At 73.3% G+C, this 19,298-nt stretch carries 23 protein-coding genes; 6 read left to right on the top strand and 17 right to left on the bottom strand.

Going from position 1 to position 19,298, the window contains the following annotated elements:
- The 8 genes from AC07B0_RS33040 to AC07B0_RS33005 form a co-directional block, all read right to left on the bottom strand.
- Positions 1-441 carry a VOC family protein gene (locus tag AC07B0_RS33040; protein WP_478899689.1) on the bottom strand — a complete coding sequence of 147 codons (441 nt, stop codon included), beginning with the start codon at positions 439-441 and terminating at the stop codon, positions 1-3.
- Positions 441-1,052 carry a DJ-1/PfpI family protein gene (locus tag AC07B0_RS33035; RefSeq protein ID WP_356876727.1) on the bottom strand — a complete coding sequence of 204 codons (612 nt, stop codon included), beginning with the start codon at positions 1,050-1,052 and terminating at the stop codon, positions 441-443. Before AC07B0_RS33035 ends, AC07B0_RS33040 begins: the two co-directional genes overlap by 1 nt.
- Positions 1,045-2,649, bottom strand: coding sequence for a GMC family oxidoreductase (locus AC07B0_RS33030; RefSeq protein WP_478899687.1), 1,605 nt, complete (start codon positions 2,647-2,649; stop codon positions 1,045-1,047). The genes AC07B0_RS33035 and AC07B0_RS33030 overlap by 8 nt, the downstream gene beginning before the upstream one ends.
- 12 nt (positions 2,650-2,661) lie before the next feature.
- A complete protein-coding gene (locus AC07B0_RS33025) occupies positions 2,662-3,042 on the bottom strand; it encodes a nuclear transport factor 2 family protein (protein WP_478899685.1) in 381 nt (126 codons plus the stop codon).
- Positions 3,043-3,046: 4 nt separating this feature from the next.
- Positions 3,047-3,502, bottom strand: coding sequence for a nuclear transport factor 2 family protein (locus AC07B0_RS33020; RefSeq protein ID WP_356876721.1), 456 nt, complete (start codon positions 3,500-3,502; stop codon positions 3,047-3,049).
- 13 nt (positions 3,503-3,515) lie between these two features.
- Positions 3,516-3,947: a nuclear transport factor 2 family protein gene (locus AC07B0_RS33015; protein ID WP_467298494.1), complete on the bottom strand. Its 432-nt coding sequence runs from the start codon at positions 3,945-3,947 to the stop codon at positions 3,516-3,518.
- A gap of 77 nt (positions 3,948-4,024) precedes the next feature.
- On the bottom strand, positions 4,025-5,668 hold the full coding sequence (locus tag AC07B0_RS33010; protein ID WP_478899683.1) for a thiamine pyrophosphate-binding protein: 1,644 nt from the start codon (positions 5,666-5,668) through the stop codon (positions 4,025-4,027).
- 19 nt (positions 5,669-5,687) lie between these two features.
- The gene (locus AC07B0_RS33005; RefSeq protein WP_469382086.1) at positions 5,688-6,512 is read right to left on the bottom strand and encodes a type 1 glutamine amidotransferase domain-containing protein; all 825 of its coding nucleotides are present in this window, start codon (positions 6,510-6,512) and stop codon (positions 5,688-5,690) included.
- 277 nt (positions 6,513-6,789) lie between these two features.
- Between AC07B0_RS33005 and AC07B0_RS33000 the strand changes: the two genes are divergently transcribed.
- The 5 genes from AC07B0_RS33000 to AC07B0_RS32980 all read left to right on the top strand — a co-directional run bounded on the left by AC07B0_RS33000 (position 6,790) and on the right by AC07B0_RS32980 (position 10,308).
- Entirely contained in the window at positions 6,790-7,062 is a 273-nt protein-coding gene (locus AC07B0_RS33000) for a UBP-type zinc finger domain-containing protein (protein ID WP_356876713.1), read from the top strand.
- Positions 7,059-8,876: an FAD-dependent oxidoreductase gene (locus AC07B0_RS32995; protein ID WP_478899681.1), complete on the top strand. Its 1,818-nt coding sequence runs from the start codon at positions 7,059-7,061 to the stop codon at positions 8,874-8,876. The genes AC07B0_RS33000 and AC07B0_RS32995 overlap by 4 nt, the downstream gene beginning before the upstream one ends.
- 55 nt (positions 8,877-8,931) lie before the next feature.
- Positions 8,932-9,423 carry a hypothetical protein gene (locus tag AC07B0_RS32990; protein ID WP_469382084.1) on the top strand — a complete coding sequence of 164 codons (492 nt, stop codon included), beginning with the start codon at positions 8,932-8,934 and terminating at the stop codon, positions 9,421-9,423.
- A gap of 79 nt (positions 9,424-9,502) precedes the next feature.
- The gene (locus AC07B0_RS32985; protein WP_356876707.1) at positions 9,503-9,832 is read left to right on the top strand and encodes a putative quinol monooxygenase; all 330 of its coding nucleotides are present in this window, start codon (positions 9,503-9,505) and stop codon (positions 9,830-9,832) included.
- Positions 9,829-10,308 carry a group II truncated hemoglobin gene (locus AC07B0_RS32980; protein ID WP_356876705.1) on the top strand — a complete coding sequence of 160 codons (480 nt, stop codon included), beginning with the start codon at positions 9,829-9,831 and terminating at the stop codon, positions 10,306-10,308. Before AC07B0_RS32985 ends, AC07B0_RS32980 begins: the two co-directional genes overlap by 4 nt.
- A gap of 72 nt (positions 10,309-10,380) precedes the next feature.
- On the opposite strand, the gene AC07B0_RS32975 is transcribed toward AC07B0_RS32980, so the two are convergent.
- The 7 genes from AC07B0_RS32975 to fmt form a co-directional block, all read right to left on the bottom strand.
- Positions 10,381-10,746 (bottom strand): barstar family protein, encoded by a 366-nt coding sequence (locus AC07B0_RS32975; protein WP_469382083.1) that lies wholly within the window; start codon positions 10,744-10,746, stop codon positions 10,381-10,383.
- Complete coding sequence (locus tag AC07B0_RS32970) at positions 10,743-11,207, bottom strand: guanyl-specific ribonuclease (protein ID WP_356876701.1); 465 nt, start codon at positions 11,205-11,207, stop codon at positions 10,743-10,745. Before AC07B0_RS32970 ends, AC07B0_RS32975 begins: the two co-directional genes overlap by 4 nt.
- 49 nt (positions 11,208-11,256) lie before the next feature.
- Positions 11,257-11,478 (bottom strand): CarD family transcriptional regulator, encoded by a 222-nt coding sequence (locus AC07B0_RS32965; protein ID WP_281205152.1) that lies wholly within the window; start codon positions 11,476-11,478, stop codon positions 11,257-11,259.
- Positions 11,479-11,573: 95 nt separating this feature from the next.
- Complete coding sequence (locus tag AC07B0_RS32960; protein ID WP_281205210.1) at positions 11,574-12,587, bottom strand: sugar-binding transcriptional regulator; 1,014 nt, start codon at positions 12,585-12,587, stop codon at positions 11,574-11,576.
- 138 nt (positions 12,588-12,725) lie between these two features.
- A complete protein-coding gene (gene rpe / locus AC07B0_RS32955) occupies positions 12,726-13,412 on the bottom strand; it encodes a ribulose-phosphate 3-epimerase (RefSeq protein WP_356876699.1) in 687 nt (228 codons plus the stop codon).
- Positions 13,413-13,510: 98 nt separating this feature from the next.
- Positions 13,511-14,980, bottom strand: a complete 1,470-nt coding sequence (locus AC07B0_RS32950) for an RsmB/NOP family class I SAM-dependent RNA methyltransferase (protein ID WP_356876697.1) — start codon at positions 14,978-14,980, stop codon at positions 13,511-13,513.
- A 118-nt stretch (positions 14,981-15,098) separates the two neighbouring features.
- Positions 15,099-16,043: a methionyl-tRNA formyltransferase gene (fmt, locus tag AC07B0_RS32945; RefSeq protein WP_478899679.1), complete on the bottom strand. Its 945-nt coding sequence runs from the start codon at positions 16,041-16,043 to the stop codon at positions 15,099-15,101.
- Positions 16,044-16,296: 253 nt separating this feature from the next.
- On the opposite strand from fmt, the gene AC07B0_RS32940 reads away from it, so the two are divergent.
- Positions 16,297-16,830 (top strand): hypothetical protein, encoded by a 534-nt coding sequence (locus AC07B0_RS32940; RefSeq protein ID WP_356876693.1) that lies wholly within the window; start codon positions 16,297-16,299, stop codon positions 16,828-16,830.
- A 150-nt stretch (positions 16,831-16,980) separates the two neighbouring features.
- Here the strand turns inward: AC07B0_RS32940 and AC07B0_RS32935 are convergent, their stop codons facing one another.
- Together AC07B0_RS32935 and AC07B0_RS32930 are read right to left on the bottom strand one after the other, a co-directional pair.
- Positions 16,981-19,080 carry a primosomal protein N' gene (locus tag AC07B0_RS32935; protein ID WP_478899678.1) on the bottom strand — a complete coding sequence of 700 codons (2,100 nt, stop codon included), beginning with the start codon at positions 19,078-19,080 and terminating at the stop codon, positions 16,981-16,983.
- A 77-nt stretch (positions 19,081-19,157) separates the two neighbouring features.
- Positions 19,158-19,298, bottom strand: a 141-nt coding sequence (locus AC07B0_RS32930; RefSeq protein ID WP_450913074.1) for a methionine adenosyltransferase domain-containing protein, incomplete at its 5' end; no start/stop codon positions are given.

Raw genomic sequence — 19,298 nt, 5'->3', positions numbered from 1 at the left:
TCACACACCGTCCTTGTCGTGAGAGCGGTCGTCCTCGTATCCCTGGCTGACCTCGACGATCACCCCGTCGGGGTCGCGCAGCCACACGGTCCGCCAGCCGCAGAGGAAGTCGTCGAAGTCCAGCGGCCCCAGGGTCACCTCGGCCGCGTCGCCCAGGTCCGCGAGGAAGGCGTCGACGCTGCCGGTCTGGAAGGCGAGGTGGCGGATCCGGCCCGGGGCCTGCGGTCCGTCGTCGTGCGCCGGCCGGGCGGGCCCCTCGGCTGCGGCGAAGAGCTCCAGGTACGCGTCCCCCTTGCGCAGGAACACGATCCGTGCCTCGCCGAGGTCCACCACCCGGGCCCGGGAGAAGCCGAAGTACCGGGTGTAGAACTCCTCGGTGGCCTTCTGGTCCACGCAGTTGAGGCCCACGTGCGACCAGCGCGGTCCGTCCGCGTCCGCCATCAGCCGGCCCCCCTGCCCCGGCCGGCCGCGACCAGGTCGATGATCCGGCGGGCGAAGAGGTGGTGGTGAGCGCCGGTGCGGCCGGTGACGAGGTCCCCGTCGACGACCACGTCCTCGTCGACGTACTGGGCCCCCATGTTCCGCACGTCACCGATGAGGTTGTTGTGGCAGACGACCTTGCGGCCGCGCACCTTGCCCGGGATCGAGGAGGCCAGCCACATGCCGTGGCAGATGATCCCCTTGAGGACGGTCGGTTCCTCGAAGGCCCGGCGCAGCAGCTCGGTGGCGGGCGCGAGCACGTCCACGTCCTCGGTGTACCGCAGCCGGTCGGCGACCATGCCGGAGGGCACGATCAGGGCGGAGTACCGGCGCAGGGCCTCGTCGCTCAGCCCCTCCAGGGAGCGGTCCGCGGTGAACGGGGCCCGGTACTCGTGTCCGGAGAAGGTGATGGACCCGTTGCCCCACAGCCGGGTCAGGAAGTCGACCTCGGCGCCCTCCTCGGCGAACCGGCTGCGGTAGTAGAAGATCTCCGGCTCGTAGAAGTCGCTCTCGACCAGGACCGCGATCCGGGTTCCGGTCAGCGCACCCTCGCGCAGGACGGCATCAGGCACGGGACACCCCCTTCAGGAAGTCCGCCGCGCGCTCGGCGATCATCGCGATGGCGGTGTGGCAGTTGCCCGACGGGACGGCGGGCATCACGGAGGCGTCGACGACGCGCAGGTTCCGCACGCCGTGGACCCGCAGCTCGGGGTCGACGACGGACAGGTCGTCGAGGCCCATGCGGCAGGAGCCGGCCTGGTGGTGGTAGCTCTCGGACTTCTGCCGCACGAAGGTCCGCAGGTCCTCGTCGGAGACCGTGTCCGGCCCCGGCTGGAGTTCCTGCTTGTACCAGGGCGAGAAGGCCGAGGTCGCGAAGATCTCCCGGGCCACCTTGACGCCCTGCACCATGCGGTCGAGGTCCCACCGGTCGCCCAGGTAGTTCGGGTTGATCAGCGGGTGGGCCAGCGGGTCGGCGCTCGCGAGCCGGATCCAGCCGCGGGAGACGGGCCGTACGACGCCCGGCAGGATGGACACCGTGTTCGGGTGGTCCCGGCCGACGATCACGTCGAAGGGCACGTGGACGAAGGCGATCTGCAGGTCCGGCGCGGGCAGCCCGGCCCGCGAGGACAGGAACAGAGCGCTCTCGGAAAGGTTCTGGGCGGGCGGCGGGAGCTCCTGCGTGACCTCCGCCATGAGCCCGGTCAGCACGTGGTTGTGGAAGTTCTCGCCGACCCCGGGCAGGGCCGCGGTGACCCCGATGCCGTGCTCGCGCAGCTGCCCGGGGTGCCCGATGCCGGACAGCAGCAGCAGCTTCGGGGACTCGATCGCCCCGGCGGCCACGATCACCTCCCGCCGGGCCCGTACGGTGTGCGTCCCCGGCACCCCGGCGCCGCTGTGGCCGTCGCGCACGGTCCGGCCGGGGAACTCGGCCGCGGGCCGGAGCTGTACGTACTCGACACCGGTGCAGGCGTCCCCGTCGACGAGCAGCCGGGTGCTCTGCGCGCTGGTGCGCAGGGTCAGGTTCGGGCGGGTGAGAGCCGGTTCCAGGTAGGCGGCGAGGGCGCCCTGGCGGCGGCCGTCGGCCACGTCGATGTGGTGCCAGCCGGTGCCGAAGAGGCCGCCCCGGGGGCCGTCGGTGTTGAAGTCGGCGATCTCCCGGTGGCCCAGTTCGACGGCCGCGTCGATGAAGGCGCGGGAGGCGGGGCTGGGCCCGTGCCGTCCGGCGTGGGTGACGCGCTGCGGGCCGGCGGTGCCGGTGGTGGCGGCGGTGACGTCCTCCTGGGCCTCCAGCCGGGCGAAGTAGGGCAGGACGTCCTGGTGGGACCAGCCGGCCGCGCCCTGGTAGGCCCAGTTGTCGAAGTCCGAGGCGTGGCCCCGGACGTGCATCATGATGTAGAGGTTGCTGCTGCCGCCGGGGGCCTTGCCCCGCGGTTCGTACGTCCGCCGGCCGTCGAGGCCGGGCTGGGGGACGCTGGTGTAACCCCAGTCGACGGGCCCGCCGAGCAGCTTGTACCAGGAGGACGGGTCGTCCACCTCGGGCGGGATGCGGGAGCCGCCCGCCTCCAGGACCAGGACGGAGACGTCCGGGTCCTGCGAGAGGCGGCCGGCGAGGACGCTGCCGGCGGTGCCGGAGCCGACGATCACGTAGTCGTACTCTTCCGTGGCCACGATCGCTCCCCCTCAGCCCTGGCCCAGCACCTGGAAGGGGACGGTGTCGTGGTGGTTCGCCATGTAGGCGATCCGTCCGTCCACGATCCGGAAGAAGTTCATGACCTGGGCCTCGATGGCCGCGCCGGAGGGGCTGACGGCGCTGAGGTGGGAGACGGCGGCGGCCTTCTCCCCGTCGACCAGGAAGTGCACCGGCTCGTTCCGGAAGACCCGGTACATGCTCCCCATGCCCTTCATCATCGAGCGCAGGGTCTCCAGGCCCTCGATGTGTCCGGCCAGCTGTTCGTCCATGACCTGGTCCTCGGCGAACAGGTCGCACCAGCGGTCCCAGTCCCCCGCGTTGGCGTACTCGTAGTACTTGGTGAGGATCTCGTGGGCGTCCATCGCGTTCATCCCCCTATCGGTCCCTGCGGGTTCCGTCCGGCGCGAAGGGCGCCCAGAAGCGGCTGAAGGCGGCCGCCGAATCGCCGAAGAGCCCGTCGCGGCCCTCGACGATCCGGCCGTCCCGCCACCTCATGAAGTGGAAGACCGGGTAGTCCATCCGCTCGTACGGGGAGAGGCTCGCGGGGTCGGCGCCTTCGCGCAGGGCCACGTTGCGGCACACGTCGGCGCTGCACCCGTCGCCGACGAGGACCGCCTCCAGGTCCATGCGGAAGGTGCCGCCCGTGAGCTTGTGGGTCTGCCCCATCAGCTCCAGGAAGGCGTCGAGGCTCTCGTACCAGCCGGCCAGCGGGTGGTTGCCCGGGACCAGCCAGCGCAGGTCCTCGGCGTAGTACTCCAGGATGCGCGCGCGGTCGCCGGAGCCGAGGGCGCGGTAGGCCGCCCCGACCCGCTCGCGTGTCACTTCGGTCATCGTCGCCGCCCCCTCAGAGCGAGCCCGAACCGGGCATCGGCGCCAGTTCGTTGACGGTGTACTGCTTGATCAGCGGGCCGTCCGGGCCGGCCACCAGGGTCCAGGTCTGGTCGGCGTCGAAGCCGAGCCACTGGCTGCGGGCGGCCGGCGGGTCCCAGATCTTGGCCTGCCAGTTGACGAGGACCCGGACGATCGCCCGGTCCCCCTCGACGACGGGCTCGACCTTGGTGACGGTGTGCACCTCGTCGAAGAACCGGTGGGTGACGGCCGCGTACCAGCGGCCGAATCCCTCGTGTCCGAGGAAGGTGTCCTCCGGGACCTTGAACTCCAGGTCCTCGGTGATGAGCGCGAGCACCTGGTCCAGCGGCAGGTGCCGGTCCAGGGCCGCGTACCAGTTCTCGGTGAACGTGCGGATCGCGTCCTCGGTCAGCCGCTCGGCGGGCATGCGGTCTCCTCCTGTCCGTCGGTGTCGCTCGGTCGGTTCCGGTGCCGCCGGTGGCGGCGCCGGGTGCGGGGGGCCGGTCAGATCTGGACGTCGACGAGGTACGGGCCGGGGTGGTCGAGCATCCGGCCGACGGCGGCGACGGCCTCGTCCGGCTTCTCCACGCGGGTGCCGTCGGCGCCGAGCGCCCGCGCCAGCCCCGCGAAGTCGATCTCGGGGTGCGAGAGGTCGAAGGAGCCCGGGAAGCGGTGCTCGGCGATGTCCCGTTCCCGCCAGTACTGGGCGATGTTGTCGTCGAGCAGCCGGTACTTGCGGTTGTTGCAGACCACGAACTTGGCGTCGATGCCGTGCCGGACCGCGGTCCACAGCGCCTGGTAGGTGTACATCGCCCCGCCGTCGCCCGCGAAGCCGACGACGAGCCGGTCCGGGCGGGCGAGCTTCGCGCCGACCGCCCCCGGGAAGCCGACGCCCAGTGATCCGCCCCGGGTGAGGTGGTAGTCGCCGGGGCGTTCCGGGGGCAGGTGGCGGGTGACCAGCGGGGAGGTGGTCAGCGCCTCGTCGAAGACGATCAGGTCCCCGCCGGTGCGCTCGGCGAGCGTGCGCAGGAAGACGGCCATCGGCGTGCCGTCCTCGTCGGGCTGCCGTGCGGCGCGGGCCCGTTCCCGGGTCCGCAGGTCCAGTCGGGCGGCCGCGGCGGCCCGCCGGGCCGGGGTGAGCCGCTGTTCCAGTACGCCGACGAGCGCGCGCAGCGCGTGCCGCGGATCGGCGGCCAGCCCGAGGTCCACGGGGTGGTTCTTGGCGATCTCGTAGGCGTTGAGGTCGATGTGCACGACCTTCGCGCCGGGCCGGAAGGGGTTCTCCAGTTCGGGGAACACCTCGGGGAAGACGTAGGTGCCCACGATCAGCACCCCGTCCGCCGCGCCGATCAGCTCCTTGCTGTGCGGGCCGAACATGTGGCCCGTCTGGCCCCGGCGCAGCGGGTGGGAGGCCGCGATGTTCACCTCGGAGGAGTCGACCTCGTACACGTCGGCGCCCAGCAGCTCGGCGACGGCGACGAGTTCGGCCTGCGCCCCGGAGAGGGCGACTCCGTCGCCGACGAGGACGACGGGCCGTTCGGCGGCGGCCAGCAGTTCGGCCGCCCTCCCCACCGAGGCCGGTGAGGGCGCCACGTCGGTGAGCGGCACCGTGGCCGGCAGGACGGGTTCGGAGTTGAGCTCGTCCAGCACGTCCATGGGCAGCGCGACGAAGACGGGGCCGCGCGGCGGGGTGAGGGCGATCTTCACGGCCCGCCTGATGGTGCGCAGCACGGACCGGGGGTCGGTGACCCGGGTCGCGTACTTGGTCACGGGCCCGGCCATCGCCACCAGGTCGCAGGCCATCTGCGCGTCCATGGCGTCGTAGCGGACGCCCGCGTCGCCGGCGACCACGACGAGCGGGGTGTGGCCGCGCAGGGACTGGTAGAGCATGCCGATGCCGTTGCCCAGTCCCACACCGGAGTGCAGCTGGAGCAGGGCGGCACCGCCGGTGGCGCGGGCGTAGCCGTCGGCCACGCCCGCGGCCACCGTTTCCTGGAGGGCGAGGACGTACCGGAAGTCCGCCGCCGCGTCCGCCGCGTCGAGGAATCCCTGTTCCACCGTTCCCGGGTTTCCGAACATCACCTTCAGGCCGTCGGCCTTGAACTGCTGGATCAGCCTTTCCCGTCCGGGAGTGGCTTCGGCTTTCATGGAACTCCCCCTGATGGATTTACCAGCCGTAGCGGGTGAGGCCGTCCTCCAGCACTTCCACGATCTTCTGCCCCGTGAGATAGGAATCGGGGGTGGAACGCCCGGTGACGAAGGGGAAGTCGACGATGACGGAGACCGGCTTGCCGAAATTCCCGTGGTACGCGCCGCGCGGGCCGGTCGCGTCGCGCAGGATGTATTCCAGCGGATACGGGGGCGGCCCCATGTTGAAGTCGGTACCGAGGAATCCGGTGCCGTCCTTGTAGTCGTATTCCTTGCAGTGGCCGGTCACGTGCTTGCCCCAGATGATGCTCTTGCGGTCGCTCCAGTCCCGGGCGAAGGCCAGGCAGGCGACTCCGTAGCATTCGGCGGCCACGACCTTGCCGGCCTTCCGGAAGGCCAGGATCAGGGCGTGCACGCGTTCGTTGTTGGCGAGGTCGGCGATGGGCCCGCTGCCGCCGACGACGAGGATCGCGTCGTATCCGGCGACGTCGGCGTCGAGCCCGTCCAGATCGCGGTGGTACTGCTCCAGCTTGCGCAGGTAGCCCTCGTCGCTCGTGTACGGGCGCTCGGGCACCCAGGCCTCGATGTCGAGCGGGGAGTCGAGCCGGCTCGACTGCTCGAACTCGCGGCCCAGCCGGGCGTTCTCCTCGGTGGTCACCGAGCGGCCCAGCGGGGGGTCGACGTAGTTCGCGTCGAGGCTCGGCGGAAGTGCGTGCGCACGCTTTCCGGTCGGCGTCGCGAATACGGTCTCGTAGCCCCGCTCGTCGAACGTGGAAACCGGGCCGATGAGTTCCTCGGCCCAATATCCGTGTTCGGAGACAATGACCAGAATCTTTCTGCTCACGGATTCCTCCAGGCGCCGCCTGTTGTCGTTGGCGTCCCCCACACTGCGTGCGCCCGGGGCCTGCGTCAAAGCGCCCGTACGCGACTTCGTGAGGTAGCGGGCAAGGTGGTGCGGGCACCTCACGTAGTCGCCCGGAGAGGTCATGAAGTAGCTTCCGGACTACCTGACTTCGGCCGAATCGATGAACCTTTTCCGAGTGCCCGCCCTATGGTCTGGACGCGCCGTGCACCACGGGCGGGCCGGGGAGCAGGAGTGCGCGAGGAAAGGGACGGGGACGATGACGACGGACCTGCTGTGCACCCACGCCGACCGGATACGTCCGGTGGAACCCGGCACCGAGGGCTGCGAGGAGTGCCTGCGGACCGGCGACGGATGGGTCCATCTGCGGATGTGCCTGAGCTGCGGGCACGTCGGCTGCTGCGACTCGTCGAAGAACCGGCACGCCACCGGGCACTACCGGACGAGCGGCCACCCGGTCGCGGCCTCGCACGAGCCCGGCGAGGACTGGGCCTGGTGCTACGCCGACCAGCTGATGCTGGACCCGGCATGAGCGCGGCCCGCGGGGACGCCGCCGCGCGGGGCCCGGCCGCGGCCGCACCGGCCGCCGCGCCCGCCGCCACCACTCCCACCACCACCGCCGACGCCGCTGCCGTCGCCGACGTCGCTGCCGCCGCCGCCGCTGCCACCGCCGAGCGGGCGGAGAGCCGCAAGCCCGTCATCCTGGCCGTGGACGACGACCCCCAGGTGCTGCGCGCCGTCCGCCGGGACCTGCGCAGCGCCTACGGCGACCGGTACCGGGTCCTCGGCGCCTCCTCGGCGGCCGACGCCCTGAAGATCCTGGACTCCCTCGACGAACGCGGGCACGATCCCGCGCTGTTCCTGGTCGACCAGCGGATGCCGGACGTCACCGGGGTGGAGTTCCTGCTGGAGGCGGTCAGCCGCTTCCCGGACGCCCGCCGCGTGCTGCTCACGGCCTACGCGGAGACGGACGCGGCCATCACCGCCATCAACCGGGTGCGCCTGGACTACTACCTGCTCAAACCCTGGGACCCGCCCCACGAGCGGCTCTTCCCGGTGCTGGACGACCTGCTCTCGGACTGGCTGGCGACCTACCGCCCCGCCTACGACGGGATCATCGTCGCCGGCCACCTGGTCTCCCCCGGCACCCACGCCGTACGGGACTTCTTCACCCGCAACGGCCAGCCCTTCCGGTTCCTCAACGTGGAGCGGGACCCCGAGGCGCTGACCGTGATCGCCGCCGCCCGGGCCGACGCGGCACTGCCCCTGGTGCGCTTCCCGGACGGAGCGGTGCTCTCCGCCCCCTCCGACACCGAGCTGGCCCGGCGCCTCGGCCTGGCCACGACGGCCTCCCGCCCGCACTACGAGTGCGTCATCGTCGGCGCCGGGCCCGCGGGGCTCGCCGCCGGGGTGTACGCGGCCTCCGAGGGCCTGTCCACGCTGATGCTGGACTCCCGCGCCCCGGGCGGCCAGGCGGGCACCTCCAGCCTGATCGAGAACTACCTCGGCTTCCCCTCGGGCCTCTCGGGCGGGGACCTGACGCGCCGGGCCACCATCCAGGCCTCCCGGTTCGGCGCCGAGATCCTGCACCCGGTGGAGGTGGTCTCGCTGACCCGGGACGACCCGGCGAAGGTCCTGACCCTGGCGGACGGTACGGAGATCAGCGCGGAGACGGTGCTGCTGGCGACCGGGGTCTCGTACAACCGGCTCCAGGCCCCCGGCGCGGACCGTTTCGAGGGCGCGGGCCTGTACTACGGCGCGGCCACCACGGAGAGCTCGGCGTGCATCTCACAGCACGTGTTCATCGTGGGCGGCGCCAACTCGGCCGGCCAGGCGGCGGTGCACTTCGCCAAGTACGCGGCCCGGGTGACGGTGCTGGTCCGCGCCGCCTCCCTGGAGGCGAGCATGTCCCGCTACCTGGTCGACGAGATCGGACGGACCCCCAACATCGAGGTCAGGGTCCGCACCACGGTGGTCGCCCTCGACGGCGGCGAGCACCTGGAGCGGATCACCCTGCACGACGGCGACACCGGCGCGGACACCGAGGTCCCCGCCCGCTTCATGTTCACGTTCATCGGCGCCCGGCCGCACACGGACTGGCTGAACGGGGTCGTGGAACGCGACGAGCACGGCTTCGTCCTCACCGGCTCCGACCTGATCGCGAACGGGGGCGAACTCCCGGCGGAATGGAGCCTGGAGCGGGCCCCGTACCCGCTGGAGACCAGCGTTCCCGGGGTCTTCGCGGCCGGCGACGTGCGCGCCCGTTCGGTGAAGCGGGTGGCCTCGGGCGTGGGCGAGGGGGCGATGGCGGTGTCCCTGATCCACCGCTACCGCTCGATGGGCTGAGGGCGAACGGCCCGGGCCTTGCGATCAAGGCGGTACCGGATGCAACGTTGATTACATGATTACAGCCGAACAGAGCGAAGAGCTCCGCGCGTGGTTCGCCGAGCGCCTGCCGACGGACGTCTACGAGTCCCTCGTCTCGGTCGCCGTGGACCGCGAGGAGATCACGGTCGTCGGGACCCTCCCGGCGGCCGAGTCGGTCAAGGGGTTCCGCGAACGCACCCGCGAGGCACGCGTCGAGGTCGCCCGGGCGGCGGAGGAGCTGTACCGCCGCAAGGTGGCCTGGGGCGTTCGGTCGGGTGAGGAGACCGTCCTCTTCACCCATCTGGCCGTACCCGTCATGACCCGGCTGCGCCAGTCCGAGCGCCAGGTCCTCGACACCCTGGTCGAGGGCGGCGTGGCGCGCAGCCGGGCCGACGCACTGGCCTGGTGCGTGCGCCTGGTCGGGCAGAACGCCGACCCGTGGCTCACCGAGCTGCGCGACTCCCTCGACGGGGTGCGCCGGGTCCGGGAACAGGGCCCGGACGTCACGAAGTCTGGGTCCGCATGACCCGAAGCCCTTCCGGGCACCCATGATCCACGGAAGGGTGACCGAGACCACCAGATCCCGGGGAGAGGCACGCACACCCATGACCACGACCGTCGAGTACATCCGCTACCGGATCGCCCTGGACGACCAGCAGGCGTTCGAGGAGGCGTACGCCCGGGGAGCCGAGGCCCTGGCCGCCTCGCCCGAATGCGTCGACTACGAACTGGCCCGCTGCGAGGAGGAGCGGGAGCGCTACATCCTGCGCATCCGCTGGACCTCGATCGACGCCCACCTGAACGGCTTCCGCAAGGGCGAGCACTTCCCGGCGTTCTTCGCCGCGATCCGCCCGTACGTGACGGCCATCGAGGAGATGCAGCACTACCTCGTGACCGCGGTGGCGGGTCCGGGAAAGGCCGCCGGCCGGTCATGAGCACCACGCCCACGATCTACGAGTGGATGGGCGGCGAAGAGGCGATGGTCCGCCTCACCGACGCCTTCTACGCCCACGCCCTGCGGGACGAGGTCCTGGCCCCGGTCTTCGAGGGGATGGACGCCGGGCACCCCCGGCACGTCGCGGTCTGGCTGTCGGAGGTCTTCGGCGGCCCGGCGGACTACTCGGCCCACCACGGCGGCCACCAGCACATGGCCACCAAGCACCTGGGCCGCGCCATCACCGAGCGGCAGCGCCGCCGCTGGGTAGACCTGCTGCTGGACACCGCCGACGAGGTCGGACTGCCCACGGACCCCGAGTTCCGGGCGGTGTTCGTCTACTACATCGAGTGGGGCACCCGGATGGCCCTGATCTACTCGGGCCCCAACCCCCCTCCGGTGGACGCGGCGAAGATCCCGGTCTGGTCCTGGGGCCAGACCCCGCCGTGGGTCCCGAAGGAGGCGGCGGCGGAGTGAACACACCCGTGGGGGCAGCTCGCGCCGCCCCCACGGCGCCCCGTCGGTCCGGCCGCCGCCGGTCCGCCCCCGTCAGTCCGCCAGCACCACCGTCAGCGGCGGCCGGCCGTCCGCGTCCCGGCTCCAGAAGTCCACGGCGTCCTCCAGGATCTCCCCGAGGGTCTCCCAGTCGTCGGGCCGCTCGGCCGCGTACGCGCGCCACGAGGTCACCGCGATCAGCCGTCCCGGCGCCGCCGGCAGCCAGGACAGGTCGGTCAGCACGTCCGCGAGGGCGTCCCAGTTGCCGCCGAACCACTCCGGCGCCCGCAGCACCCGCCCGCAGCGGCGCAGCACCGCGGCCTTGCTCCGTACGCCGTCCAGGTCCAGCCGCAGCGTCGTCCAGCCGGCCTCCTCGGCGGCGCTCAGCGCGGGGGCGAGCGGGCGCGGGTCCAGGCTCATCGGAGAACCGCCTTGAAGGTCTCGTAGTGGTCGTCCGTGTAGTAGAACTCCCCGCCCTGGCCGGTCACGATCCGCCGGGCCCCGCGGTCACGTTCTCCCGGTGTCCTCACGGTGAACTCGTGGTAGTAGCCGCGCTTCTGCCGGGGCAGGGCCTTCTCGAAGTTCCCGAAGACGGTGCCGTCCTGGCGGTAGGCGTACGGTCCGCCCTTGTCGATCAGCGCGAGCACCTCGCGCGCCTGCGACGGCAGCGCGTCCGCGCGTACGGTCGCCATCCCCTTAGCCCACCCGGGCAGCGCGGGGCCGCCCGTGGGCTTACCTCCGGAGGAGGCCTCGGCGGTACTTGCGGCAGGCGGGGCCGGGGCGGAATCACCGCCGCAGCCCACCGCACCGGCCAGCGCGGCACAGAGGAACAGCGCCCCCAGCACGCGCAGCAATGATCGGGGCACGTTCCGAAGGATCATGCACCGATCGTGCCAAACATCCGATTCGCTCGCGAATCGCCCGGTCGCTTCAGAGAGCGGCCATCTTGGTGTACGGACTCAGGACACGGCACTGGATCGAACCGAAGTCGACGAGAACAGCGATTCCCTCCTCAACACCGACGACACGGCCGAGGCCGTGCTCGTCGTGAGTCACCCGGTCGCCGACGCTGAACTGCCGGAGCGGCGGTTCCACGGGGGCCTTGAACGGGCTGGACGGCAAATGGCGGCGAGGTACTGCTGACTTAGTCATTGAAGCCAGTATGCGCCCCCGGGGGCGCCTCGCGGTCCGCTGTTCGGGTCTCGATTCCGGCACCATCCCGATCACGGGGTCCGGAAACGGCCCGGTCAGTCGTCGGGGTCGGCCCGGTCCAGCGCCGGCCGCAGTCCCGGAGCGGACTCGGTCAGCAGGTAGTCGGCCACGGCCGTGTCGGTGACGAGGCTGGTCACGAGGCCCGAGCGGAGCACCGCGCCGATCGCGGAGGCTTTGCGCAGCCCGCCCGCGATCGCCACCACCTCGGGGATCCGGCGCAGCCGGTCGGCCTCCACGGTGATGCACCGCTCGCCGAGGTCCCGGCCCACCCGGCGCCCGTCGGCGTCGAACAAATGGGCGGACATTTCGGCCGCGACGCCCAGCGAGGCGTAGTGCGCGCGCTCCTCGTCGGTCAGCATGTCGTGGACGGTCGAGATGCCCGGCTCCCAGGAGCCGATCGAGACGGCGGCGACGGTCACCTTGTCGAAGTACTCGAAGGCCCGCGCGATCCCCGTCTGGCCGCGCAGCGCGGCCGCGGTCGCCGGGTCGGGCAGCAGCATCGGCGCGTAGATCGGGTGCGCGTCCCCGCCGGACACCTGCGCGGCCCGGCGCACGGCCTCCACGGACCCGCGCTCGGCGGTCCCGGCGTCGTACACGCCGGTCAGCTGGACCACGGTGCACGGCGGCAGCCGGTGGAGGGAGGCGGCCATGTGGATGGTGGAGCGCCCCCACGCCAGCCCGAGCACGTCGCCCTCGTTGACGAGTTCGCCCAGCAGGTCGGCCGCGACCGCGCCCAGGTTCTCCGGATCCGGAGCGTCCTCGGTGGCGTCGGCCGGCGATTCCACGACGACGGCGTGCCGCAGCCCGTACCGGGCGCGGAGCGCGTCGGAGCGCTCCGCGTCCAGTTCCGCCGGTACGCGGATCTCGATCCGTACGAGGTCGCGTTCGAGGGCGGTCTCCAGGACCCGGGCCACCTTGAAGCGGCTCACGCCGAACTCCTCGGCGATCTGGATCTTGGACTTGCCCTCCAGGTAGAAGCGGCGCGCCATGGCCGCCGCCTGCACCAGCTCCGCGGGTCCCATCCGCAGGGCTGACCGTCCCGCCGACATTGCAGACACCGCGTTCTCCTCACTGCTGTTCACACTGTCGTGTTCACACTCTCGACTCGCCGTTCATCCTGTCAGATCCGACGGCCGTTGATCAGCCTGGACGGCTTCCGTTCACCGAGCTGTTCACCAACGCTTGGCTCAGTGGTCGCAAGCCCAGGGCGCCGCGGCGATGGCCGCGCCCGCCTGCTCGCGCAGGGTCCGCACCGCGGCGGCCGGATCGACCGCCCCGTACACCGCGCTGCCGGCCACGAACACGTCCGCGCCGGCCTCGGCGACCCGCTCGATCGTCGAGGCCGAGACCCCGCCGTCGACCTGGACCCACAGGTCCAGACCGTGCTTGGTGATCAGCTCACGGGTGCGGCGCACCTTGGGCAGCATGATGTCCAGGAAGGACTGCCCGCCGAAGCCGGGCTCGACCGTCATGATCAGCACCATGTCGAGCTCCGGGAGGATGTCCTCGTACTGCTCGATCGGGGTGCCCGGCTTCAGCGCCATCGCCGCCCGGGCCCCCTTGGCCCGGATCTCCCGCGCGAGCCGCACCGGCGCGGCGGCGGCCTCGGCGTGGAAGGTCACCGATCCGGCCCCGGCCTCCACGTACTGCGGCGCCCAGCGGTCCGGGTCCTCGATCATGAGGTGGAGGTCCAGCGGGATGTCCGTGGCGCGGCTGAGCGACTCCACGACCGGCATCCCGAGGGTCAGGTTCGGGACGAAGTGGTTGTCCATGACGTCGACGTGCAGCCAGTCGGCCCCCTCGACGGCCCTCGCCTCCTCGGCGAGTCGGGCGAAGTCGGCGGACAGGATGCTGGGATTGATCTGAACGGCCATGCCCCCAAGCCTGCCATGCCCCCGCCCACTTCCGGCCATGGCCCCGGAACTCGGGGCCGGGGCCGCCGGCGCCCCCGCGGCGGCGGCCTCGGCCCGGGCTACGCCGTGCGCCGGATCAACGCCAGGTACATGGCGTCCGTGCCGTGCAGGTGCGGCCACAGCTGGACGTCGGGACCGTCACCCAGGGCCGGTACGCCCTCCATGTACGGGCGGGCGTCGATCAGTTCGGCGGCCACCGGCTCGGCGCCCGCGCCGCGGCCCTTGAGGACGTCGTCCACGACCACGCGGGTCTCCGCCAGGTGCGGGGAGCAGGTCGCGTAGCCGACGACGCCACCGACGCGGACCGCCGACAGCGCCTGCCGCAGCAGCCCCCGCTGGAGCGGGGCGAAGCCCTCCAGGTCCTCCGGCCGCCGCCGCCACCGGGCCTCCGGGCGGCGCCGCAGCGCGCCGAGGCCGGAGCAGGGGACGTCCATCAGGACCCGGTCGAAGGAGCCCGGCCGCCACGGCGGCCTCGTGCCGTCGGCCGCGATGACCTGGTACGGGCCCGGGTTGCCGGCCAGCGCGTGCTCGACGAGCCTCGCCCGGTGCGGCTGCTTCTCGGAGGCCAGCAGGAAGGCCCCGCGGCGGGCGGCGAGCGCGCCCAGCAGGGCGGCCTTGCCGCCGGGGCCGGCGCAGCCGTCCAGCCAGCGCGCGTCCCGGCCCTGGACCGGGACCGCCGCCAGGGCCAGCGCCACCAGCTGGCTGCCCTCGTCCTGCACTCCGGCGCTGCCGTCGCGCACCGCCTCCAGCGCGCCCGGCTCGCCACCCTCGGCCATCCGGACCGCGTACGGGGACCAGCGTCCCGGCAGCGCCGAGTCCTCGCCGACGGCCTCCAGCAGCTCCTGGGGGGTGGAGCGGCCCGGCCGCGCGACCAGCGTCACCTCGGGCCGCTCGTTGTCGGCCTCCAGGAGGTCCTCGATGCCCGCGCGCCCGCCGCCCAGCGCGTCCCACAGGGCGCTGACGACCCAGCGGGGGTGGGAGTGGTAGACGGCCAGGTGTTCCTCGGCGTCGTCCTCGTACGGCGGGGCCACCAGCTCCAGCCAGGCGTCCAGGTCGTGCGCGGCGATCTTGCGGAGCACCGCGTTCACGAACTTCGCGCGCCCGTCGCCGAGCACCACCCGCGCCAGCTCCACGCTCGCCGAGACGGCGGCGTGCGTCGGGATGCGGGTGCCGAGGAGCTGGTGCGCGCCGAGCGAGAGCACGTCCAGGACCGGAGGGTCCACCTCGCGCAGGGGCCGGTCGATGCAGGCCTTGATCACCGCGTCGTACGTGCCCTGGCGGCGCAGCGTCCCGTAGACGAGCTCGGTGGCCAGGGCCGCGTCCCGCGCCTGGAAGTTCTCGTCCTGGCGGGCCTTGCGCAGCAGCGGCGGCAGCACGAGGTTCGCGTACGCGTCCCGCTCGCCCACCGCCCGCAGCGCTTCGAAGGCCAGCATCCGGACGGGGTCCTTCTGCGGCCGGCGGTAGGGCTTGGCCTGCTTGCCGGACGGCTTGCCGCCCTGGGCGGGACGGCGACGGGGCTGTTCGCTCACGTGAAAGGTGCTCCGGAGGTACGAGTGCTGCGGGTGTGCGGAAGAGGATCGCGGAAGAGGAAGGTGACGGGCCGACGGGCCGCGCGGGCGTGCGCCGCCGGGGTCGTCACCGCTGGGTTCAGCCTACGTCGGCCCCGCCGAGGCGCTCGCCGGGAGCGATCCGCACCCCGCGCGCCCAGTCGGCGGCCTTCATCGGCTTCTTGCCCTGCGGCTGGACCCAGAGCAGCTCGACGGCGTGCGAGCCGGTGCCGGCGTAGACGTTGTTCTTGGCGGGAGCGAGCACGCCGGGCGACAGGTCCGTGCGGTCGGGCACGAGGCCGACCGAGATCAGCTTGAGCCGCTCGCCGCGGAAGACGGTCCACGCGCCCGGGGCCGGGGTGCAGCCGCGGACCACCCGGTCGACGCGCAGCGCCGGGGCGTTCCAGTCGACGCGCGCGTCCTCGACGGTGATCTTCGGCGCGAGGGAGATCCCGTCGGCGGGCTGTTCCACGGCGCGCAGGGTGCCGTCCTCGATGCCGTCCATGGTCGCGGCGAGCAGTCCGGAGCCCGCGAAGGCGAGACGGGTCAGCAGGTCGCCGCTGGTGTCCGTCGGGCGGACGTCCTCGGTGAGGATCCCGAAGACGGGGCCGGTGTCCAGCCCCTCCTCGATGCGGAAGGTGGAGGCTCCGGTGACCTGGTCACCGGCCATGAGCGAGTGCTGCACGGGCGCTGCCCCGCGCCAGGCGGGCAGCAGCGAGAAGTGCAGGTTGACCCATCCGTGGCGGGGGATGTCGAGGGCGCTCTTGGGGATCAGGGCGCCGTAGGCGACGACCGGGCAGCAGTCCGGGCCGATCTCGCGCAGCCGGGCCTGGAACTCCTCGTCGCGCGGGCGGACGGGCTTGAGGACCTCGATCCCGGCCTCCTCGGCGCGCTGGGCGACGGGGCTGGCGACGAGGCGGCGGCCCCGTCCGGCGGGTGCGTCGGGCCGGGTGATGACGGCGGCGACCTCGTGGCGCCCGGAGGCGAGCAGGGCGTCCAGGGCGGGCACGGCGACCTCGGGGGTGCCTGCGAAGACGAGCTTCACTTGGGTCCTACCTCGCTATCTCGGCTGTCAGCAGCACACCAGTCTATGGGGCCCGTGCGGGGCCGCCCACCTGCGGTCCCGAGGGGGCGTACGCACACACGCGCGCCTCTCGCATATGCCGACACGCCCCCAGTGCGTGACCTGGGCGCCGGGTGGCGCGTTGGTCAAGAGAGATTGACCGAAACGGGCCGCGAAATGAGAACGGTGTCTGCGGCCCGATCCGCTCTTCAGCACCGGTTCGAGAGGCTTCTCCATGGCCGACCACGCCACCCATGACGCCCAAGCACGGGCCAGCCTGCACCTCCTGGTGCGGGACATCGAGCGGGTTCGCCGGCAAGTGGACGCTCTGCGTACGCTCACCGCCCAGCTCGGCAACGTGTACCGCCCGCGCCGCTCCGGGCCCTCCACGGGCTTCGTCGTCTACGGCAGGGCACCGGCACCCACCGTCCGCCTCGCGCAGGAGCTGCGGGACAGCGTCGAGACCCTGGTCACCGCGGCCGTGGACTTCGACCGCTCGCTCGGCTTCTCGTGGGACGCCGTCGGCTCGGCGCTCGGCGTGACCAAGCAGGCCGTGCACCGCCGCTACGGGGCCCGCCGCGCGCAGCCCGCCGAGTCCGCGGAGCCGCCGGCCGAGGGCACCACCACCCGGACCCTGGGCCCGCTGCCCACGATCCCGGCGGCCCGCACGGTACCGCCGCAGCCCGTACGCGAGGACTCCGCCGCCGGGTCCCCCCAGACCGCTTCCGCCACGCGCTCACCGGCCTTCCCGGGCCCGCGCAACGGCTGACCGGGCGCCCGTCGCCGCCGGGTCGCCGACCCCCGACGGCCGGGCCCCGGCTCCGCACCACCCGCCCCCGGCGGGGCGACCGCTCCGGTCGCTCCCCCCGGGGGCTTCCGGCGTGCCCGCCCGCGCCCGGGGCGGGGACCGCGCCCCGGGTCAGCCGATGTCCGGCGGGTCGATCCGGACCCGGACCGCCTCCCCCGCCGGCACGCCGCGCGCCATCCGGGCGGCCTGCGCGGACTTCAGGGCGGCCGCCAGCACGGCTCCGCTGCCGGGCGGGACCCGTACCAGGGCCCGCTCGCCGGGCGAGGGCTCCCCGCGCCGCCCGGGCAGCGGTACCGGGCCCAGGACCTCCGCGTCGGGCGGGAGCTCGGCGGCCGCGAGGAAGGCCTCCAGCGCCGCCCCTTGCCCGGCCACGGCGGCCATCCGGGAGACCGGCGGGAACCCCAGCTGGGACCGGTCCGCGAGTTCCCGTACGGCGTGTCCGACCGGGTCCCAGCGCACCAGGGCCTGTACTGGCCGCAGCGTGGGCTCCGCGACGACGACCACCTGCCCGTCGGCCCGCACCAGGGAGGCGGCGGCGATCCAGCGGCGCAGCGCCTCCTCCCCCGCCCGCAGGTCGGGCCGGGTCAGCATGGCCCAGCCGTCGAGGAGCAGCGCGGCCGCGTACCCGGCGCCCGTCGCGACCGGTTCGGCGCCCGGGGTGCACACCACCAGGGCGGGCCGGTCCGGGACCTCGTCCAGGACGTGGTCGCGCCCGGAGGTCCGTACGGGCACGGCCGGGAAGGCCCGTCCCAGTTCCTCGGCGGTCCGCCGCGCGCCCACGACCTGGGCCCGCAGCCGGAAGGAACCGCACTCCTCGCAGTGCCAGGCCGGCTCCGCGCGCCCGCACCACCCGCAGTGCAGGTCCCGCTCGTCGGGGGCCTCCAGCGGCCCCGCGCACACGGTGCAGCGGGCGGGGGTGCGGCAGCGTTCGCAGGCCAGCCGGGGCACGTAGCCGCGCCGGGGCACCTGGACGAGTACGGGACCGTCCTTGAGGCCCTCCCGGACGGTCTCCCAGGCCAGGCTCGGCAGTCGCGCGGCGCGGGCCGCCCCGTCGCGGGCGAGGAGCTCGTCGCCCACGGTGCGGATCCGGGGCGCGGCGGCGCGGACCGTCTCGCGGTCGGCGACCAGCGGCCGGGCCCAGCCGGTCTCGACCAGCTGGGCGGCCTCCACGGTGCAGCTCGTGCTCCCGGCGAGGAATCCGCAGCCGTCGCTGACGGCCCGCAGTTCCAGTACCTCCCGCACGTGCGGGAAGGGGGCGCGGTCGTCGGCGTGGCTGGAGTCGCCGTCGTCCCAGATCGCGACGAGTCCGAGGTCCCGTACGGGGGCGAACATCGCGGCCCGGGTGCCGACGACGGCGCGCACGGAGCCCCGGCTGACCGCGAGCCACTGACGGTAGCGCTTCTCGGGGCCGGAGTCGGCGGTGAGCAGTGCGTGCCGGCCCTCTCCGAGCAGGGCGGTGAGCGCCGCGTCGACCCGGGCGGCGGTGCGCCCGTCGGGGACGACGGCGAGGGCGCCGCGGCCGGAGGCGAGGGTGGCCGCCATGGCGCGGGCCAGTTCGTCGGCCCAGCCGGGGCCGGGCAGCGCGGTCCACACGGCTCGGGGGGTGCCGCCGGTGGCGAGGGCGCGCAGGAAGCCGGGTCCGGCGCCGTACCGTTGCCAGCCGCCGGGCCCGGGCGCGGGGGGCGGGGGGAGCGGTTCGGGCGAGGGCTTGGCCTCGGCGCGGGCGTTGCGCGGGGGCAGGGCGAGCTGGAGGACGTCGGCCAGGCTGCCCGCGTACCGGTCGGCGACGGCCTGGGCGAGGGCCAGCATGCGGGGGCCGAGGACCACCTCGGGCGAGACGACCTGGGCCAGGGCGGCCAGCGCCCCCTCGTAGTCGGACTCGGCGCGCCGCTCGACGATGAACCCGTCGATGAGCCCGCCGCCCTCCCGGCGGCCGCCCTGCACCCGGTGGGAGCCCGCGCCGAAGCGCACCCGGACGCGGACGCCGGGCTGCGCCGCCTCGGAGAGCTCGGCGGGCACGGCGTAGTCGAAGGGCCGGTCGAGGTGGAGGACGCCCTTGTTGACGAAGACCCGGGCGACCGGGAGTTCCTCGGCGAGGGCGGCTCCGCGCCAGGTGCGCGGTTTGGCCTTGGGCGCCTTGGCCTTCGCCTCGGCGACCATCTCCCGGATCAGTGCGAGCTGTTCCGGCGGGGGATCGTTCGCGCTGCTCACACAGCATTCTTACCAAACGCCGCCGACAACGAACGGCCCCGGACCTCAGGAGGTCCGGGGCCGTTCGCGAAAGGGTCTTACAGACCGGCGGCCGTGCGCAGGGCGTCGACGCGGTCGGTGCGCTCCCAGGTGAAGTCGGGGAGTTCGCGGCCGAAGTGGCCGTAGGCGGCGGTCTGGGCGTAGATCGGCCGCAGCAGGTCCAGGTCACGGATGATCGC

Source organism: Streptomyces sp. NPDC044704 (genome assembly GCF_056433525.1).
This window is presented reverse-complemented; position numbering and strand designations above follow the sequence as displayed.

Excerpts from the sequence above, each read along its gene's own strand:
- AC07B0_RS33015 (WP_467298494.1), bottom strand. The coding sequence starts at position 3,947 with ATGCCCGCCGAGCGGCTGACCGAGGACGCGATCCGCACGTTCACCGAG.
- AC07B0_RS32995 (WP_478899681.1), top strand. The coding sequence starts at position 7,059 with ATGAGCGCGGCCCGCGGGGACGCCGCCGCGCGGGGCCCGGCCGCGGCC.
- AC07B0_RS32980 (WP_356876705.1), top strand. The coding sequence starts at position 9,829 with ATGAGCACCACGCCCACGATCTACGAGTGGATGGGCGGCGAAGAGGCG.
- AC07B0_RS32985 (WP_356876707.1), top strand. The coding sequence starts at position 9,503 with ATGACCACGACCGTCGAGTACATCCGCTACCGGATCGCCCTGGACGAC.
- AC07B0_RS33020 (WP_356876721.1), bottom strand. The coding sequence starts at position 3,502 with ATGACCGAAGTGACACGCGAGCGGGTCGGGGCGGCCTACCGCGCCCTC.
- AC07B0_RS32975 (WP_469382083.1), bottom strand. The coding sequence starts at position 10,746 with ATGAGCCTGGACCCGCGCCCGCTCGCCCCCGCGCTGAGCGCCGCCGAG.
- AC07B0_RS32965 (WP_281205152.1), bottom strand. The coding sequence starts at position 11,478 with ATGACTAAGTCAGCAGTACCTCGCCGCCATTTGCCGTCCAGCCCGTTC.
- AC07B0_RS32960 (WP_281205210.1), bottom strand. The coding sequence starts at position 12,587 with ATGTCGGCGGGACGGTCAGCCCTGCGGATGGGACCCGCGGAGCTGGTG.
- AC07B0_RS33040 (WP_478899689.1), bottom strand. The coding sequence starts at position 441 with ATGGCGGACGCGGACGGACCGCGCTGGTCGCACGTGGGCCTCAACTGC.
- AC07B0_RS33025 (WP_478899685.1), bottom strand. The coding sequence starts at position 3,042 with ATGAACGCGATGGACGCCCACGAGATCCTCACCAAGTACTACGAGTAC.
- AC07B0_RS32990 (WP_469382084.1), top strand. The coding sequence starts at position 8,932 with ATGATTACAGCCGAACAGAGCGAAGAGCTCCGCGCGTGGTTCGCCGAG.
- rpe (WP_356876699.1), bottom strand. The coding sequence starts at position 13,412 with ATGGCCGTTCAGATCAATCCCAGCATCCTGTCCGCCGACTTCGCCCGA.
- AC07B0_RS32940 (WP_356876693.1), top strand. The coding sequence starts at position 16,297 with ATGGCCGACCACGCCACCCATGACGCCCAAGCACGGGCCAGCCTGCAC.
- AC07B0_RS32970 (WP_356876701.1), bottom strand. The coding sequence starts at position 11,207 with ATGATCCTTCGGAACGTGCCCCGATCATTGCTGCGCGTGCTGGGGGCG.
- AC07B0_RS33010 (WP_478899683.1), bottom strand. The coding sequence starts at position 5,668 with ATGAAAGCCGAAGCCACTCCCGGACGGGAAAGGCTGATCCAGCAGTTC.
- AC07B0_RS33000 (WP_356876713.1), top strand. The coding sequence starts at position 6,790 with ATGACGACGGACCTGCTGTGCACCCACGCCGACCGGATACGTCCGGTG.